This is a genomic window from Paenibacillus sp. FSL R5-0636, from assembly GCF_037974255.1.
Taxonomy (GTDB): Bacteria; Bacillota; Bacilli; order Paenibacillales; family Paenibacillaceae; genus Paenibacillus_AQ; species Paenibacillus_AQ odorifer.
Map to the genome: position 1 here is coordinate 5,786,339 of NZ_CP150232.1, position 16,885 is coordinate 5,803,223.

Genomic DNA, 16,885 nt, shown 5'->3' on the forward strand with positions numbered 1-16,885 from the left:
TATCTGGTCTTAGATTATTGGAAAATTACAGAGCCAGCTTTATTGGTCTCAATCACCTTGTTGCCACTTGCCTGATAATCTTGCGCAAACTGTTCCGGTGTCTTAGCTCCCATGTAAAGTGCTTGTAGCTCTGGATATAAGACCTCTCTTAATTGGCTGTATCCTGGAACGTTGCCTGTGAAGTTGAACAAATATTTAGAGTTGGCATCGTAAGCTGCAAACAGTGGATTCTCCGCTTTAAGTGCTTCGGCTACAGAACTTCTTACAGGAATACCATTCTTAGAGGATTTAACTAACTCAGGATCGCTTGAGAAGAACTTCACGAAATCTTTAGCTACTTCAGTCTTCTTAGCATCTTTGGACTTGAATACACTAGCGCCTACTACATAAGTAAAGGATAGAGGATCGCCGCTTTCCGACGGAATATTAGCAAGTCTCATATCAAATTTCGCTGCCGTACCATCCGCCATATTAGCTTTCGTACCATTAAACAGAATCGGATTAGTGAAACTGATCGCTAATTGCTGATTTTGGAACATAGCATTGGCATCATTTGAAGAAACAGATTCTGCTCCTGGATTTGTATATCCGCCGTCATATAGGTTTTTCAGCCAAGTTGCAGCTTTAACTCCGTTCTCATCGTTCAGGACAATGTTGCCTTGATCATCAAAGAACTTATTGCCGAACATTCTCATATAGGCAAGGTTCCATGTATCGCCCTGATTATTTACAGCGAATAATGCCATTGGATATGCATTCGAATACTTATCCTTCGGCAGATTGTTTTTCAGACCCTCAAGAATTTGTTGATATTCATCCAAGTTCCAAGTTTTGATTTCGGATTCTTCACCCACAAACTTTTCTAAGCCTGCTGCTTTAAACATGTCCGCGTTGTAAACCAAGGTGCCTGGGTTGTGCTGGAATGGATAGAAATAAATATCTTCTCCGAACGTTACAGCGTCCCAGTAGTTTTGAGCAATATCGCTCTTCGCGTCTTCATCAATGATGTCGGTCAAAGGAACCAATGCTCCACGGTGAACGTAATCCCCCATCGGGAATACACTCTCAAAGAACACATCTGGAGGTGTTCCTCCGCTTAAGTTAACGTTAAGCAATTGATCGCGCTGATCTCCAGCAATGACCTCTATTTGAATATCCGCATCATATTTATCATATTGTGCTTTGAATTTCTCAGCGGCGTGCTTTAGGAAGCTATCATAGTCCGCGCCTGCCTCCGTGGCATCCACAACACCCTTCCACTGTGGAGTCAGCCATACTCTGATCCCCACTTTTTCCTTCCCAGATGCAGAAGAATTATCGGATGTATTAGAGCTCGCAGCATTGTTACCTGAGCAACCTGAAATTAAAGAAATAATCACCATTAGCGCAACCATTGTCGAGAGTAAACGTTTTTTCTTCATTTATAAACCTCCCTAAAAGTTTTGTAAGCATTAACTTCTCTGAATCGCGTCGTACAAAACTCGCTTCGAAAGCATATGCTTAAAGTTTTGTAAGCATTATCTTCTTTGAATCACTTCGTACAAAACTTGCTTCGAAAGCATAGAACCCTTAATTTAAAATCCGTTTGGCATGGTATTGCACTAAATCGGCCATGCTGCGATGTCCTTGCGGATCAAGATGCATATAATCAATTTCATTCATCGCTACATGATCTCTGGAGTCTATAAAGTGGATACCAGTTTCCGTTAGTAAAGCTGCAAGATGCTCAGCGAGCTCCATAGACTTCTCACTACATCCGCTACCCATTGGTTTGCCAATAGGGGTATGAATATACTCTGCTCCAATCGGAGGGGGCGCGATTACTAGAACCTCTGGAGCCTTCCCCTCGGGTCCTGCACCGCTATCTTTAGCTTTAAGAGCCAACCTAACAATACCTTGTGCGATGTTATAAGAAGTTAGTCCAAACCTTTCTTTTGTATCATTGGTCCCAAGCATGATCACAACCAAGTCTAATGGCGAATGTGACATCAGGCAGGGATAGATATAGGAGATTCCAGAAAGTCCTTCAAATAGAGGGTCCTCACTGACACTTGTTCTGCCGGGAAGCCCTTCTTCGATCATTCGGTAGGCGTCACCCAATTCTGTATGAAGAATTCCCGTCCAACGAATATCATCCTTAAATCTGCGGTCTGTCTCTGCGTCGTAGCCCCAAGTATTAGAATCGCCAAAGCATACGATGGATTTCTTCATTATCTTAACCGCAATATCTTTCAATAGCTTGATCAATCAATTTCATAATGTCTGCGATCGGACCAGCATCCTCAGCGGCTACTGCCTCAAGCGGTGCTCTTACGCTGCCAATGTTTACGCCTCTTAATTTTAGAATCTCTTTTATTCCGGCATACATGGCACCTTTCAGCGAACAAAGGGCGATGATAATATCGTTGATATCGCTTTGAATTTGTCCAGCTTCTTCGAACTTACCAGCCTTAACAAATTCATTAGCTTGCAGGAACAGCTCAGGCATAACGGCATAGGTTCCACCGATTCCCGCATCCGCTCCCATGATTCTTCCCGCAACATATTGTTCATCCGGTCCATTAAATACCACTACATCTTTTCCACCCACTCTTTTGAATCTTTCAATATCCATAGTCGGCATGGAGGAGTTCTTCACACCAATCACCTTTTTGTTCGCAAGCAGCTTCTCAAATAAGGAAGGAGTCAGTGTATATCCAGTAGTCTGAGGAATGTTGTAGATAATAAAGCTAAGAGGGGTTGCCTCCATAATCTCGCTCCAATATTTATAGACCGCACTATCAGGTAACTTGAAATATATAGGCGGGATTGCGGATAATGCATCGTATCCTAAGGTTGCAGCATGTTTCGCTAACTCAATGCTATCTCTAGTCGAAGGGGCACCCACGTGGGCAATCAGTGTCATTTTACCTTTCAGGTTACTAGCTACGTAGCTTAGTACCGCTTTGCGTTCGTCGAGACTCTGGTAAATACATTCCCCTGAGCTGCCTCCCACATATACACCTTGAACTCCTTTTTCAAATAAGTAATCACATAAAGCATGCGTCCGGGATTCCGAAATATTTCCTTGATCGTCATAGCAGGCATAAAAGGCAGGTATAATTCCGTGGAACTTTGTGAGTGTCATTGTTAATCCCCCTTAAGTTGTGAGCGGTTTCTTTTCTACATAAACAAAATATCATTATATTTTGGTTTTGTAAATTATTTTCTCTATTTTTATAAAAATAAAATTTATTTCCACCAATCCTATTTATGATTAGCAAAATAATGGTTTTCAGTGCAACTCGCAGCTAATAATCATTTATTTTTCCATATTCATTAGAAAATAATCCTGTAAATATTCCACCCTAAATTTATTTCTTCAGGTTAGTATTTGTTGGATATACGGATGTAAAAAAAATTAAAAAAGTGGTACTAATGAGTATCCTTTCAGCTCCACTAAAAATGTCTCCTACAGGGAGACACTTCTCTCCAGATGAAGCACAAAACCTAAATAACACACAATGTTCACTGAATAATCTGTGTTTTTCAGACGGACACACCTTTTAAAAAATGGAGTTTAGGATTATAATGAAAGCGTAAACAAAGAACTACAAAATCTATTTTGTTTCTTCGCCAAAGGAGGCTGGAGGAAATGCTAGCAGGACTTAAGGAACTTAAAAATTGGGTGACAGAAAACTGGAATCCAACATTGAATACAGGTAATGAGGACTACCGGAAAATGGAGTACTCCGTGGAGCGTCATCTGCACACTCCGCAATCTCCGAAACCACTTAGCTATGAAGAAGAGGCTCGCATCAAGACCGTTAAATTTCATTAACTAACCCTTTCAGATAAAGATTGATTCATAACGAAGACATCAGACCGCCAGATCCGGAAGCAATTCCAGTGGATGCGGTCTTTTATTATGCCTTGTAGTTGTATAACGGAAAAACCTCCCCCACCCTAAAGGGTGAAGAAGGCTAATAGGTTACTTTCGAGGACTTGGCAGTAGGTTATCAATCCAAACGCCTTGTTTAGTTCATCCTTCGATAAACCTCAGCGCGCGTTCCGATTGATAATCAGCTAGGCCTTGGGCGAATTGTTGGTCAGGAAATCCTCTATGCAGCAGCTTTAATCCACCTGAAGTTAAGGAGACATGATGGTGGAATTGATAAAATAACAGCCTATCATGATCCAGAGCATCGTTCTTTAAGTACCGGTAGAAATCCCCAAATCTCATCTGCAAAAAACTATGCTCATGCTCAATATCATAAAACATTGCCCCTTCGATATCGATCAAAAAGGGTTCCAGTTTATCATTAACCATAACATGGTCAGGACCCAGTTCCCCGTGAATAAACCCATATTGCTGTCTGGGTTGAATTTTTGATTCAAGCTCGTACAACTTATCGAGCAGTTTGCTTTGATTAGACCTGATCTTCTCAATATGTTGGGAGGCATAAGCTAGCTGCACTTTCGCATTTTCCATTTGTAATAAATGGCATTCCCCCTTGCTCTCGTTAGCATTTGCTTTCCCAAAAACATGCCTCTCGTTGGTATGCATAGCAGTAAGCATTTCCCCCACACGCTGAAAAACTTTATCTTGAACACGTGAATCGGGATGATGAAAATAGGTTTCTGCCATTCTTCCATCTATATATTCAACCAGAGCATAATCGAAAGAGTAACGATCTCTTGCCTTATTCAGATCATAAAGAGCAGGGGTCTGAATTCCATGTTGTGTTAAGTACCTGTTATTTAATTCGAATAAATGACTTCCATAGGATTGTTCATTTATATCTTCATTTGCTTTTTCTTCTTTAAAATAATTCATCGAAAGATCCCACACATACAAAACGCAGGAAAATCCATTACTGCACTCAATCTTGTAGACCACCTTTTGTGCACCGCCATGCATGCGCGAAACACGAGCAACGAAATAACTGCTGCCAAAAACCCTACTAATATAATCCTGTAAGTCAGCCTTATCGAGATGACAAGTAACGTCCATTAACAACACTCCATTTATTAGGTTTTGCCGGCTTCACAATAGTAAATAAAATCCAGCCGAAAGTATAGACTTATTCTTTCCGATCAATTATGATGTTGAATAAGGTCTTGAAAAAAACAAGCATACAAAAAGCCGTTGGAATCAATTTCAACGGCTTTTTTTTATGAAATATCTAAACAAATATAGAGGAGTACTTTCACAACATGTTCAAACGACTAACTGCACTATTTTCGATTCCCTCTTATGGCTTACTCTTTTTATGTATGTTACTGCAGGGGGTGGGGATTTCACTCAGCGCACCCTTTTTATCCATTTATTTTACGGAACAGCTTGGAGTATCTGTCGGGCTGTTTGGTGTTTTTCTGGCCACCACGTTAATTGCCGGAATATGGATCAGTACACTAATCGGGAGACGCTCTGACCTTGGCTTAAATCGAAGAAACATTTACCTTGTCTCCACGCTCTGTAATGCCCTTGCTTATAGCGGATACTTGCTCATTGGGGATTTTACGATCTTATTCATTTACATGATTGTGTTCACCGCACTCGGTGCACCAGGGATGCCTCAATTGTTCGCCATAGCTAGAGAAGCAGTGAATAAGAGCGATTTTACAGATACTGCGTTTGCAAATTCTACCTTGCGTTCTGCTTTCTCTCTCGGCTTTATTACAGGTCCTTTAATCGGTACTCTGCTAATTGCTGCTGTTGGGTTTAAGGGGATTTTCTCGGGCACCATCGGAGTATTCCTGCTGGTTGCCTTACTTATTTCACTATTCCTGAAATCAAATACAGAAGTGAAAAGCAGTACTGCAGAAGTAAAAGTAAAAAGTTTCCGGTTGGGTCAGAACCGTAATGTTCTGCTTCCTTTTCTGATTATGATACTCATGTATGTAGCCCACTGGACGAGTAGCATCAATACTGCCCTCTTTATTACCAACAATCTAGGGGGAACAACAAGCGATGTCGGTTTAGTCAGCAGTATTTGTGCTGCGCTGGAAATTCCTTTTATGATCATGCTGGGACTACTTAGTGCGAAATACAGTAACCGCATCCTGATGATGTGCGGAGCCATTTTCGGAGGAGCTTATTATCTCGTTGTCATTACTTCAGGCGCGATGTGGCAAATGCTTGCAGCCCAAATTTTGCTTGCCTTTTTTGTTGCCGTTATTTCAGCGATTGGCATTAGCTACATTCAGGATCTGCTTCCAAACATGCCTGGGTATGCATCCACGCTCTACTCTAACTCATCCACGATTGGCAGACTGATTGGCAGTCTTGTTGGCGGGTTATTAGCTAGTGTTGTTGGGTACCGGTATTCATTTGTGCTCTGTTTCATACTCGTCATTATTTCTACAATCATGCTTGCGGTAAGCGGACGTTACTCTGTAGATGATCCACAAAAACTAGCGATTTAATCTAGCGGTTTAATCCGCTTTTTCGGGCTTCATTCAGCCCTTGAAACTTCTCCATATCTTCTCGCGACTAACTAACATATCCTCAAAAAAAAGGTAGGGGTTAGATGTTAAAAACTATTGCAAGAATGGTCATGTTGATGTCTTTAATCTTTCTGGCAGCATGTGCAGGGGACGTTAAACCAATCGAGGAGCCGAGCACAGGAGCAAATACGCCAACCCAAAGTCCAGTGATTAATACGCAGAAGCCGCAAAACACAGAACCCCAGCAGCCAAATGAAACCAGCTTTAAAGCAGAATTGTCGATAAATCTGAAATCATATTCAGATCAATTGACAGAGAATGATCTCCCCGCACTTGAAGTGCTGGAAAAAAACCTAACCGCTTTGGTTGAGCATGACCACACACTTTATCAATCCGGGTTCGTAAACAAAAAACTAGCAGAGGCTATGGAGCCTTATTATAACGAACAATATCAGTACAAATTCACAGACATTGAAAGCATCGATTCCATGTTACCCAACGAACATCAGGTGAATATAACGGTAATCGGACAACGCTTGGATATGGCCGCAGAGACCGTTGAAAATGTAAAAATGCTATACGCTATTCGGCCAAACGATCAAGGGAAATGGGTCATTTATATCATTGATTGATTGACTGACTGACTAGCTTATGAAAAATCGTCGTCCGATTCCTGACAGGGAATTTGAACGGCGATTTTTTTGTGAAAAAAACCAATTTCTCACCTTGCTAGCTCAGTTACACATTAATCGTTCGGAAGAGCACCGTGAAATGCCTTCCCATTATGCGAAGGATACCCTGCTACTAGCTACAGACAGCAAAAGTAATCTTCATCCTTTGTGAGATGAGGAGAATAGAATCATGTTTGTGGTAACCTTCTAGCTACCTACCCGATCTAATATTTAAGTAACGTTACGAACATCCTAAGACTTCTAGTCAAGAAAGCAGGTAAATCTTTGCATATAGATCCTATTGTCGTCAAAGCCAAAGCTGGGGACCCTGAAGCATTCGTGAAGTTGATGCAGGAGATAGAGTTACCTTTATACAGAACTGCAAGGTCCATCGTCAACAAAGAAGAAGATTGTGCAGATGCCCTGCAGGAGACGATGCTAAAAGCCTTTAAGAACATCCATACACTCAGAGAGCCCGCATTTTTCAAAACGTGGATCTTCCGGATTCTGATTAATGAATGCAATAAAATGCTCAAAAACAACGCAAGAACCCTCCCATATGGAGAACTTCCCGAAGTCCCTTCCACTTCCAAGGATTATGAGAAAATCGAATTATGGGATGCCGTTCAACATCTTGAGGAGAACCTCCGGATTGTCATTCACCTTCATTACCTACAGGACATGCCGATCAATCAAATTTCCGACATTCTCGAAATTTCTACGGTAGCCGTGAAGACCCGGCTGCATCGCGCCCGCAAAAAGCTAAAGCATTCATCTCAATTCAATCAAGAAATGAGGTTGCGACATGGTAAACACTAAGTTAGAAAAACAATTAAAGAACTGCCAAAGCTTACTTCCCGATCAGTTATCGGATATTGCCCGCTCCAAGCTGAATGAGACTTACCAAATCATCAGGGAGACCGATAATTCTATTTCCCCCATTCAGAGAAAGATAGATGTATCAAGAACTTTTAATAAATGGTGGGTTTCCACTGCAGCCGCTGCAATCCTGGGAGTTACACTCCTTGCTTCCGGCTTTGTATCGCCCGCAATAGCTGATGCACTCAAGCAAATTCCGGTTCTGGGACAAATCTATTCATTATGGGGCGAAAAAAACTTAGATCCCGGTGTTCAACAAGCCGAGGATTTCATCACAAACGTAAACCAAAGCGTGACCCATGGCGATGTGACGATGAATATCCCAACATTGTTATTTGACGGAACCCGAATTCTTATGAACCTAACCACTCCTGGAAACCGTCTGGCTTCGGAGCCCAATTCGCCGCCTTCCGATGCCAATAAAGGGGCGGTGGATAAGTTTGAGGTTCTCTATAAAGGCCAACCTCTGCTCTGGAGTTACGAACACATGGATGGTGAGACTGCTTCCAGCATAATGGTTCAGGTTTTGAACACTTATTATGAGCCGAGCACAACAACACAGACTGTCCAGTTCCCTGATCAGTTTGACTTGACTGTAAATATAACGTTAAAGGGTTACGATGTCCCGTTCGAATTCGTTCTGCCCGTTACAAAATCAACGCCTTTTACAACTCTAACTTCAGAGGAGACCAAGCATCACGATAACATTAACTTGCAGATCAGTAAGGTGGAAATCACCCCAATTACAACCCAGGTCTCCGTTGAGTACAAAACCAAACCTGGCCAGAGCGTAGAAGAAATGCTCACTTCTATCCCTTCGAAATATAAGGGTGCTAACGGGGGTATCGCTCTTCAGTTTGATATTGTGGATGAACGTGGCGTTCAACTGAAGCCCGTTGGTGCTCACCCCTTAAGCGAATCTTATAATATTCGTTTTGAACCCTTCAAGACTATACCGAGTACCGTAACCATCAAACCGTATTTAGTCGTTTCCGAAGGTCAAGCCCCAGCTGGGACTAAAGGACTGTGGGAAGACAACAATATGGTCAAGGAATATATACCTGAGCTGGAGACTGTACTTTCGGTCCAATAGTTCATTTGTAAAAGGGACCTTATTTTCTAGGATGAAAAGGGAATGCAAAACTACAAAAGACGAAGCCATAATAGGCTTCGTCTTTTTATTTAAATGACTTCAGGTAGATTCAATCTAATAAGATTATTTCGATGAAGCCAGCTTCGATAATTTGTCGGCAATATCTTCAGCTTGTAACAAGGAGGAGTATGAATCTGCTGCAAAATATTTTTCCATATCAATCTCAATAATTCGATTGTTTTTGACCGCATTCAACATCTTCCATGTTTTGTCAAATGATAGGTGGCTTGTCGAACACATTTGAATGGATCAAATCTGATGCCCCCGGAGAGTCTCCAACCAAGTCGATATAGCCAAGCCACCTCAGCTCTTATCTGCGGGATTTATCCCGTACATTTCACTATTCCAGCCACCTCAGCTCTTTTCTACGGGATTTATACCGTACATTCCAGCATCTCAACCACCTCAACTCATTTGTACGGGATTTATCCCGTACATTTCACTATTCCAGCTACCTCAGCTCTTTTCTACGGGATTTATACCGTACATTCCAGCATACTAGCTACTCCAGCTCTTTTCTACGGGATTTATACCGTACATTTCACTATTCCAGCCACCTCAGCTCTTTTCTACGGGATTTATACCGTACATTCCAGCATCTCAGCCACCTCAACTCATTTGTACGGGATTTATACCGTAAATTTCACTATTCCAGCTACCTCAGCTCTTTTCTACGGGATTTATACCGTACATTCCAGCATCTCAGCCACCTCAACTCATTTGTACGGGATTTATCCCGTACATTTCACTATTCCAGCCACCTCAGCTCTTTTCTACGGGATTTATACCGTACATTCCAGCATCTCAACCACCTCAACTCATTTGTACGGGATTTATACCGTACATTCTACCGTTCCAGCCACCTCAGCTCTTTTCTACGGGATTTATACCGTACATTTCACCGTTCCAGCTACCTCAGCTCTTTTCTACGGGATTTATACCGTACATTTCACCGTCCCAGCCACTTCAGCTCTTTTCTACGGGATTTATACCGTACATTTCACTATTCCAGCCACCTCAGCTCTTTTCTACGGGATTTATACCGTACATTCTACCGTTCCAGCCACCTCAGCTCTTTTCTACGGGATTTATACCGTACATTTCACTATTCCAGCCACCTCAGCTCTTTTCTACGGGATTTATCCGGTACATTCCACCGCTCCAGCCATCTCAGCTCTTTTCTACGGGATTTATACCGTACATTCCAGCATCTCAGCTACTCATGCAAAATAATTGTGAAGTAGGCACGCTACTCCAGTTTTCGTTGCTCTATATAATAAATTCGGCCTCTTGAATGGGAGTCCATTCCCATAGATAACCTACGCAAATTATCTATACCGAAAAGATTTAGGGCCATCCTTTTATAGGATGGCCCTCTCATTGATTAAGTTGCAATTTTGCTTACCTTAATACTCTCCTTTAATTACAAAAAACGAACCCCGAATTGTTCCAGCTAGCTTGGACTTCTGCCTGGCAAACTTAAACTTCTCTTCTAGCTCCTTTGGGATCTCCATCCCCTCAGAAAGCTTAAAACCAACAGCACGCTTCTTAGGGTCATCCACCGTATACATAACGTTGACTGCAAGACCATCCTCATAAAAGACATAAGCAAATTTAATATTTTCCACTTGAAAACGCGACGTTTCTAAAGGATTGGCCGCAAACTCAATATCACGTTCTTCTTTTAAAATTCGGTTCACATAATCAAGGGTCTCCTGGCTTTCGCTGGCTTGTACAACCGTAAATTCATGCTTGTATTTATTCATAAAATAACGGGCCTCATTAGCACGCAGACCAGCAAGCGCATCTACTACAGGTGAAGATTCTAACCCAACCGTAGACACATTTTTAAAATCAACGATATAGGACATTTCCATCTCTCCTTTTCTCTCATTATTCCCAAAAAAAACTTATCGTTACTTAGGATACAGTTCGCTTGCTGTCTGTAACGGCAAGTTTCTGTGTTAACTGCTGTGCTCTTTTTCTATTAAAGTGACCATCTCACGCTTCCACTTTTCTCGCTCCTCTGGCGGTATCGGCTCCCCTTTGTCATACAGAAATCTAATCATATAGAACCCATCCTTCGTAAGCAGGCTGGTAACAAGTTCATGCTCTAATACATTATTGTTCATCAACTGCGTCTCAACTACAGAGCTATTATCAGTCTGATGCAATACTTGAGCGGTCAACAAGGTCTCTTGGGAGATATAATCCGCTGTATGCTTCTCTACAGAAGATGCCTCTATCTTATCAAAATAATTAATCGTGAACGTATGCGAAGGTTCGTACCGATGATATTCTCCTAGCGGATAATATCCGATAAATTGACTGTTACTGTAGACATGGAATGTTGCAGGTACATAACTATCAAGCTGAAAATAAGGGATGAATCGCGCAATGCCTGAATTGATCTCTTCTCCAGGAGGAATGACCGCATCCACACCACTAAGGAAATCACCCTTCTTATCTACAAAAATCGTGCTATAAGGGCTGTACCTCGTAATCCAAATTGAACCATTCTCCTTCACAGCCTCAACGTAATAACTGATAATTTGATTTCTTTTTTCCTCACGTTCATCGGCGGGGTTGATACAGGTATGAATATGCTTCCGAGTGTATGTAAAGACTGCTTTAGTAGCATCCATTGACAGCAATTCAAATTCGAGAATTTCAGATTTTATATTATAGATTTGAAATGTCATCATTAATTGAAAGTGATTTAAAAAGGACATTCCCCTCTTATCTGGATGAAATCTTTTGCTCAAACCTTCTTCATCCTTATCCATATAAGCCTGCTCCAAGCCTTCAACCAGGGCCTGCAGTTCCTCTTTTGTGATGCCTTTATTTTTCTTAAAGAAAAACATGTCTTCTCTCCCCTCATCATCAGTCTACTGCCAATTACTTACTCCTATTTATTATACGGGCATACCTGTGTACTTTTCTAGGTATTAAAAAAACCATACCTGACAAAGGAATGGTTTCTTTGAGTAGGTATACCTTACAGTCATCCCTACATTTTAAAATGTTCACGAACTAACCTAAATTGTTCTTCTACGCTCATATTTAGTGTTCTTTCTATGGTTTTGATGCCCAGCTTAGTGCAAGCGTTCTTTATTTCATTGGAGAACTTAATCATAGATTTATTACTGTGTTTAATTGTTTCTTCTGGATTTAACGTATAAGCGTTAATGCAGTCCAGAATCATCTTATGGTCTTCTCTAAAGTAATATAATCTCTCTATCTCCGCATCGGACGTATAAAAACATATCATTCTCTTTTCCGGGATAAACGGTATCTCTTCGACCACTTGAAATAACCATTGGCAATGTTCATCTACAGGTTTATTAAACCACTTATTCCAATCTAAACTAGGATTAGGGAATTGAAGGGCAGGATATTCAATAGGACTAGAGAATGGTCTATATTTTAAGAGATCATCCCCTAATGTTTGAAAACCTAATTCCTCTACAAACTTCTTGGTCATAGTAGTCTTTCCAGCACAAGGTCCACCATTTAGCCAATATACATGTTTTAATTGTTCTTTCAAATAATTATTATTTATCTTCATCCAACACACCCCGTTTATATTTAAAAAGCTTACTCTGACACGTTGGTTGTGAGGGGTTGGCGGATTCTTATCTTTCTAGACAAAAAAAGCCTTCCCCACCTAAAAGGGTGAAGAAAGCTTAAATGTGTATCCCCAAAATATGGGCAGCTATATTAGGTTTTCGTACCCGAGGGTGTCTTAGCCAACTGCTCCTCCAGCCACCTTATCGCCTCAGCCTCTCCGGAGAAAGCACCTCCGGGGCAGCCGTAGGTTCTTTTAGTGGACAACGCTGTAACTGGCTTGTAGACAGCAAGCAACTTAGCATTCTGCATTACGACCGCGATGCCTGAACAATATTGGGCGATTTCCCGCTTGTTCATCTTGCACCAGTTCATATACAGCTGTGTAACCGCACGCTCTGGACGTGTGTTTTTCTCAGCAGAATGCACCATCAGCAGGCCGAAGGCAGATCGGCGCGCGAGCAGCTCTTCCCAATAAGCGATATATTCTTCTACTGTCCCCTGATCAAACGCCTCCCCCAAACTAAGGCTTATGATCGGCCAAGCGGATTCATCCTTTGTTATAGCCATACATATCCCTCCTAAACTGTGCTGAGCATTGCTTAAGATGTGATGCGGAATCCGACGGATTGCTGTTGCAGCTTCCAGAGCCGGTCGTACAGTCTGCCGCGCAACAGCAGGGCTTCATGTCGTCCCTGCTCGACCAGCCGACCGTCTTCCAGTACGATAATGTTGTCCGCACCGCGTATAGTTTTCAGCCGGTGGGCGATAACAATGACGGTTCTGCCCGTAATCAACGCATCAATTCCTTTCTGGATTTCGGCCTCATTCTGCGAGTCAAGCGATGCAGTAGCTTCATCCAACAGCACAATTGGAGCGTTCTTGAGAATCGCACGGGCAATGGAGATCCGCTGCTTCTCCCCTCCGGAGAGCGTGCTTCCGCCTTCGCCTACCGGCGTATCATAACCAAGCGGTAATTTCATGATGAAATCATGGCAGTGAGCCATTTCCGCTGCCTGCTGAATATCCCGCTGCGACGCCCCCGGCCGCCCAAAAGCAATATTGTTCCCAATGGTATCTTGAAACAGGTACACATCCTGAAACACCACCGATACGGATCCTAGCAGATGTTCTGGATCAATCTCCTTGATGTTGCGCCCACCTAGCAGAACACTCCCTTTTTCAGGATCATAGAAACGTGAGATCAGGCGCAGCACTGTACTCTTGCCGCTGCCTGACGGACCCACAATTGCAGTCAGTGAACCTTGCGGCATTTCCAGACTTAAATTTTTGAGAACAGGCTCTCCTCCATAGCTGAAGGTTACATTGTCAAACCTAATGGTGCTGCTTTTAGGAAGAGGACTCGTAGCACCTGTCATTACCGGCTGGCGCAGCAGGTCTACTATACGTTCACCCGCTTGTTCGTTGTAGCGGAATTCGGCATAATTGGCTAGCGCCGTGGTCAATGGATCATAGATTCGTGTGCCGACAATAAGGAATACTGCCAACTGCAAAATACCGAGCTCCCCGCCTAATAATAGATGAACACCTACGTATATCATTAAGGTCAGCCCCGCACGGAGAAGAGCCATAGCGGTTAGAATAACCGGACCGAACATCCCTTCCAGCTTCACACTTTCCTTCATCAAAGTTTTAAAAGAGTTATCCAGACGGACAAATCGTTCTCCTGTCAGATTATAGGCCTTCATCACCCGTATGCCGTTCAAGTATTCTTGCAATCGGTTCGCAGCGTTCAGCTTGGCCTTCATATGATCCGCTCCGAGTCTCCGCCGAAGCTTGCCCGATATATACATGATCAGAAGAGCAACCGGCAGCGCTACGAACATGGAAATCGCCATCCGCCAGTCCAGAAACAGTAAACCAGCAAGTGCAAATATCGGCAGTACAAAAGCCCCCGCAAGCTGTGGCAGCAGATGTGAAATGCCCGTCTCAACGAGCGTGAAATCGCCCATCATCATATTGGCTAAATCACCTGGGTCCCGGCGAGTCAGGTAACCCAGCGGAAGCTTCCGCAGATGTTCTGCTAATTCCGCACGTCCCTGTGCAGCAACATTGTATGCCCCGCGGTAAGCGGTGCGATAGGCGGGGATCTCACTCAGGAACATCAGCACCATGACGGCGACAAGCCCTGCGCAGATCCACCAAAGGCGTTCTGTCTGAAGTTCTGCGCCCACAGTAATATAAGGAGCAAAAATCAACCGCACCGCCTCAATTACAAGCGCGAACGGAAGCACACTAACTAGATTAGCCAGCAAGGAAAAAAGTACAGGCTTCAGCAACTGCTGCGGTTTGCCGGCAGTAATATTATGCAATACCTTCATAGCTGATCCCCTCCTTTTTCCATATGCCAATCTCCGGCGTCACTGTAGGCATGCCACATTTTGGCGTAAAGCCCGTCCGCCTCAATCAAACCTGCGTGCTCTCCACGTTCCACGATTTCTCCATCCCTCAGCACCAGAATTTGTGCAGCTTCACGTATAGAGGAGAGTCGGTGAGCAATGACAATAACCGTCTTGCCGCGCATAAGCTCCGTAAGTGCTAACTGCATATGAAACTCATTTTCCGGGTCGGCAAAAGCAGTCGCTTCGTCGAGCACGAGCACTGGTGCGTTTTTGAGAATAGCCCGAGCTACCGCAATGCGCTGCTCCTCACCACCCGAGAGATAGACACCGCCTTCACCAATTAACGTATCGTATCCCTGCGGCAGCCGAGTAATGAACTCGTCGCATTGTGCCGCTCTGGCTGCAGCCTGGACTTCCTCCAGAGTCGCTCCCGGTTTGCCGACAGCAATATTCTCATACAAAGTGTCATAGAACAGGAAGGTTTCCTGAAATACAAAAGCAACTGTATTCATTAATTCATGGATTGCCATATGGCGAATATCGACTCCACCGATACGGATCGCACCCACTTGCGGGTCCCAGAACCGCGGCACCAAGCTGGCCACCGTCGATTTTCCCGAACCTGACGGCCCTACCAGCGCTGTAACCTTCCCTTGTTCCGCACGGAATGAGACTTCGCTGAGCGCCGCTGCAGTCCCTGCATCTTCACTGTAGGAGAAGGTTACATCCACAAATTCAACGTCAAAAGTATGCGGGGATAGCGGTTCTGCTATTTCTGGTACAGGCTGCTGTGCCAAGAGACGGTCCATCCGCTCCACGCCTTCGCCAATATCCCGAGTGCTTGAAGCCAGCAGAAGTAGCTTGTAGAGCGGAGATGAAACGCCGGGCGCCATAATTAGAAAGAACAGCAGCACAAGCGCAAAAGACATGGAATCCGGTCGGCCGCTTAGCATGAAGATGCCCACCGGCAAAATAAAGGTAAACGGTGACGCCAGCAATGTTTTGAATAAGATATAACCTGTTTGATAACGGTCCGTATACTCCAGACAATAATCGCGGTAGCTGGTCATATCACTGTAGAACTTTCTGAAAGAATGCACCGTCTGCCCGAACACCTTAACCGCCGGCATCCCCCGTACATACTGCACCGCCGAAGTATTGATCTGCTCCAACGAATCATGATACTGCTTCACACTGGCCTTGCCTCTGCTGCTCATCATAAGCGCTGACTGCACACCTAATCCTATAATTATCGGCAGCAGGCAAGCTACCGCCAACGGCGGACTAAGCCAAAACATCGCCACGATCATCAGCACCGTAGAAGCCAGCACGCTGACTAAATCGGGAAGCTGATGCGCTACGAAATTTTCCACCTTGTCGACATTCTGCTCTAGCGTTTTCTTGACCACGCCAGTTGATGTCCCATTCAGGAAACCGAGCGGCAATCTGCCCAAATGCTCGGTCATTCGTACACGCAAATTATATTGAATTCGAAAAGCCGCAATATGCGAGCACATAATACCACAATACGAAGTCACCAGCCCTCCGATTAACCCTCCAAGTGCAATCCACCCCCAGCGGATCATATACGCACCGTCGACCTGTCCAGGCGATGAAGCATGGCGCAGCAGCTCTGCCAAAATGAAATAAACAGACAAAAACGGAATCAGCATTAATACAGCGCTGACAGATGACAATATTCCGGACAAGAGCAGCAAACCTCGCTTCTCTCCGGCGATCTCCAGCAGCCTTGGCATGCCGGTTTTGGTTTTACTCACAGCTGTTCCCCCACTCTTGGTAATTACGCACAAAAAAAAGTGCAC

17 protein-coding genes are annotated in these 16,885 nt (G+C 43.7%); 6 read left to right on the forward strand and 11 right to left on the reverse strand.

Going from position 1 to position 16,885, the window contains the following annotated elements; genetic code table 11:
• Nucleotides 1-14 precede the first annotated feature (14 nt).
• The 3 genes from MKX34_RS26340 to MKX34_RS26350 form a co-directional block, all read right to left on the reverse strand.
• Complete coding sequence (locus MKX34_RS26340; RefSeq protein WP_076296898.1) at nt 15-1,421, reverse strand: extracellular solute-binding protein; 1,407 nt, start codon at nt 1,419-1,421, stop codon at nt 15-17.
• Between the two features lie 148 nt (nt 1,422-1,569).
• Nucleotides 1,570-2,247: an SGNH/GDSL hydrolase family protein gene (locus MKX34_RS26345; protein WP_339203778.1), complete on the reverse strand. Its 678-nt coding sequence runs from the start codon at nt 2,245-2,247 to the stop codon at nt 1,570-1,572.
• Complete coding sequence (locus tag MKX34_RS26350) at nt 2,216-3,127, reverse strand: dihydrodipicolinate synthase family protein (RefSeq protein WP_038573110.1); 912 nt, start codon at nt 3,125-3,127, stop codon at nt 2,216-2,218. Before MKX34_RS26350 ends, MKX34_RS26345 begins: the two co-directional genes overlap by 32 nt.
• Before the next feature lie 507 nt (nt 3,128-3,634).
• Here MKX34_RS26350 and MKX34_RS26355 point away from each other — a divergent pair.
• A complete protein-coding gene (locus MKX34_RS26355) occupies nt 3,635-3,820 on the forward strand; it encodes a hypothetical protein (RefSeq protein WP_036679656.1) in 186 nt (61 codons plus the stop codon).
• A gap of 201 nt (nt 3,821-4,021) precedes the next feature.
• Here the strand turns inward: MKX34_RS26355 and MKX34_RS26360 are convergent, their stop codons facing one another.
• The gene (locus tag MKX34_RS26360; RefSeq protein WP_076296906.1) at nt 4,022-4,948 is read right to left on the reverse strand and encodes an aminoglycoside phosphotransferase family protein; all 927 of its coding nucleotides are present in this window, start codon (nt 4,946-4,948) and stop codon (nt 4,022-4,024) included.
• Nucleotides 4,949-5,196: 248 nt separating this feature from the next.
• Between MKX34_RS26360 and MKX34_RS26365 the strand changes: the two genes are divergently transcribed.
• The 4 genes from MKX34_RS26365 (at nt 5,197) to MKX34_RS26380 (ending at nt 9,072) form a co-directional block, all read left to right on the forward strand.
• Nucleotides 5,197-6,408, forward strand: a complete 1,212-nt coding sequence (locus tag MKX34_RS26365; protein WP_051491080.1) for a sugar efflux transporter — start codon at nt 5,197-5,199, stop codon at nt 6,406-6,408.
• 104 nt (nt 6,409-6,512) lie between these two features.
• Nucleotides 6,513-7,061, forward strand: a complete 549-nt coding sequence (locus MKX34_RS26370) for a hypothetical protein (protein ID WP_076103681.1) — start codon at nt 6,513-6,515, stop codon at nt 7,059-7,061.
• 324 nt (nt 7,062-7,385) lie between these two features.
• Nucleotides 7,386-7,919 (forward strand): sigma-70 family RNA polymerase sigma factor, encoded by a 534-nt coding sequence (locus MKX34_RS26375; RefSeq protein ID WP_038573112.1) that lies wholly within the window; start codon nt 7,386-7,388, stop codon nt 7,917-7,919.
• Complete coding sequence (locus MKX34_RS26380) at nt 7,906-9,072, forward strand: DUF4179 domain-containing protein (protein WP_076296899.1); 1,167 nt, start codon at nt 7,906-7,908, stop codon at nt 9,070-9,072. The genes MKX34_RS26375 and MKX34_RS26380 overlap by 14 nt, the downstream gene beginning before the upstream one ends.
• Nucleotides 9,073-9,195: 123 nt before the next feature.
• On the opposite strand, the gene MKX34_RS26385 is transcribed toward MKX34_RS26380, so the two are convergent.
• Complete coding sequence (locus MKX34_RS26385; protein ID WP_339203784.1) at nt 9,196-9,372, reverse strand: hypothetical protein; 177 nt, start codon at nt 9,370-9,372, stop codon at nt 9,196-9,198.
• On the opposite strand from MKX34_RS26385, the gene MKX34_RS26390 reads away from it, so the two are divergent.
• Nucleotides 9,373-10,365, forward strand: coding sequence for a hypothetical protein (locus tag MKX34_RS26390; protein ID WP_339203786.1), 993 nt, complete (start codon nt 9,373-9,375; stop codon nt 10,363-10,365).
• Between the two features lie 173 nt (nt 10,366-10,538).
• Here the strand turns inward: MKX34_RS26390 and MKX34_RS26395 are convergent, their stop codons facing one another.
• The 6 genes from MKX34_RS26395 to MKX34_RS26420 all read right to left on the reverse strand — a co-directional run bounded on the left by MKX34_RS26395 (nt 10,539) and on the right by MKX34_RS26420 (nt 16,819).
• Nucleotides 10,539-11,003, reverse strand: a complete 465-nt coding sequence (locus MKX34_RS26395) for a phage tail protein (RefSeq protein WP_076223472.1) — start codon at nt 11,001-11,003, stop codon at nt 10,539-10,541.
• 93 nt (nt 11,004-11,096) lie between these two features.
• Nucleotides 11,097-11,996 carry a hypothetical protein gene (locus tag MKX34_RS26400; RefSeq protein ID WP_076223484.1) on the reverse strand — a complete coding sequence of 300 codons (900 nt, stop codon included), beginning with the start codon at nt 11,994-11,996 and terminating at the stop codon, nt 11,097-11,099.
• 146 nt (nt 11,997-12,142) lie between these two features.
• Nucleotides 12,143-12,700 carry a hypothetical protein gene (locus MKX34_RS26405; protein WP_076297151.1) on the reverse strand — a complete coding sequence of 186 codons (558 nt, stop codon included), beginning with the start codon at nt 12,698-12,700 and terminating at the stop codon, nt 12,143-12,145.
• A 152-nt stretch (nt 12,701-12,852) separates the two neighbouring features.
• Nucleotides 12,853-13,269 (reverse strand): hypothetical protein, encoded by a 417-nt coding sequence (locus tag MKX34_RS26410; protein WP_081384007.1) that lies wholly within the window; start codon nt 13,267-13,269, stop codon nt 12,853-12,855.
• 32 nt (nt 13,270-13,301) lie between these two features.
• The gene (locus MKX34_RS26415) at nt 13,302-15,041 is read right to left on the reverse strand and encodes an ABC transporter ATP-binding protein (RefSeq protein WP_076297152.1); all 1,740 of its coding nucleotides are present in this window, start codon (nt 15,039-15,041) and stop codon (nt 13,302-13,304) included.
• Nucleotides 15,038-16,819 carry an ABC transporter ATP-binding protein gene (locus MKX34_RS26420; protein ID WP_076103738.1) on the reverse strand — a complete coding sequence of 594 codons (1,782 nt, stop codon included), beginning with the start codon at nt 16,817-16,819 and terminating at the stop codon, nt 15,038-15,040. Before MKX34_RS26420 ends, MKX34_RS26415 begins: the two co-directional genes overlap by 4 nt.
• Nucleotides 16,820-16,885 lie beyond the last annotated feature (66 nt).

Bases quoted from the DNA above. Each gene is read 5' to 3' on its own strand.
- MKX34_RS26365 (WP_051491080.1), top strand. From the start codon at position 5,197: ATGTTCAAACGACTAACTGCACTATTTTCGATTCCCTCTTATGGCTTA.
- MKX34_RS26350 (WP_038573110.1), bottom strand. From the start codon at position 3,127: ATGACACTCACAAAGTTCCACGGAATTATACCTGCCTTTTATGCCTGC.
- MKX34_RS26400 (WP_076223484.1), bottom strand. From the start codon at position 11,996: ATGTTTTTCTTTAAGAAAAATAAAGGCATCACAAAAGAGGAACTGCAG.
- MKX34_RS26415 (WP_076297152.1), bottom strand. From the start codon at position 15,041: ATGAAGGTATTGCATAATATTACTGCCGGCAAACCGCAGCAGTTGCTG.
- MKX34_RS26340 (WP_076296898.1), bottom strand. From the start codon at position 1,421: ATGAAGAAAAAACGTTTACTCTCGACAATGGTTGCGCTAATGGTGATT.
- MKX34_RS26385 (WP_339203784.1), bottom strand. From the start codon at position 9,372: ATGTGTTCGACAAGCCACCTATCATTTGACAAAACATGGAAGATGTTG.
- MKX34_RS26395 (WP_076223472.1), bottom strand. From the start codon at position 11,003: ATGTCCTATATCGTTGATTTTAAAAATGTGTCTACGGTTGGGTTAGAA.
- MKX34_RS26405 (WP_076297151.1), bottom strand. From the start codon at position 12,700: ATGAAGATAAATAATAATTATTTGAAAGAACAATTAAAACATGTATAT.
- MKX34_RS26420 (WP_076103738.1), bottom strand. From the start codon at position 16,819: ATGCCAAGGCTGCTGGAGATCGCCGGAGAGAAGCGAGGTTTGCTGCTC.
- MKX34_RS26370 (WP_076103681.1), top strand. From the start codon at position 6,513: ATGTTAAAAACTATTGCAAGAATGGTCATGTTGATGTCTTTAATCTTT.
- MKX34_RS26410 (WP_081384007.1), bottom strand. From the start codon at position 13,269: ATGGCTATAACAAAGGATGAATCCGCTTGGCCGATCATAAGCCTTAGT.
- MKX34_RS26380 (WP_076296899.1), top strand. From the start codon at position 7,906: ATGGTAAACACTAAGTTAGAAAAACAATTAAAGAACTGCCAAAGCTTA.
- MKX34_RS26355 (WP_036679656.1), top strand. From the start codon at position 3,635: ATGCTAGCAGGACTTAAGGAACTTAAAAATTGGGTGACAGAAAACTGG.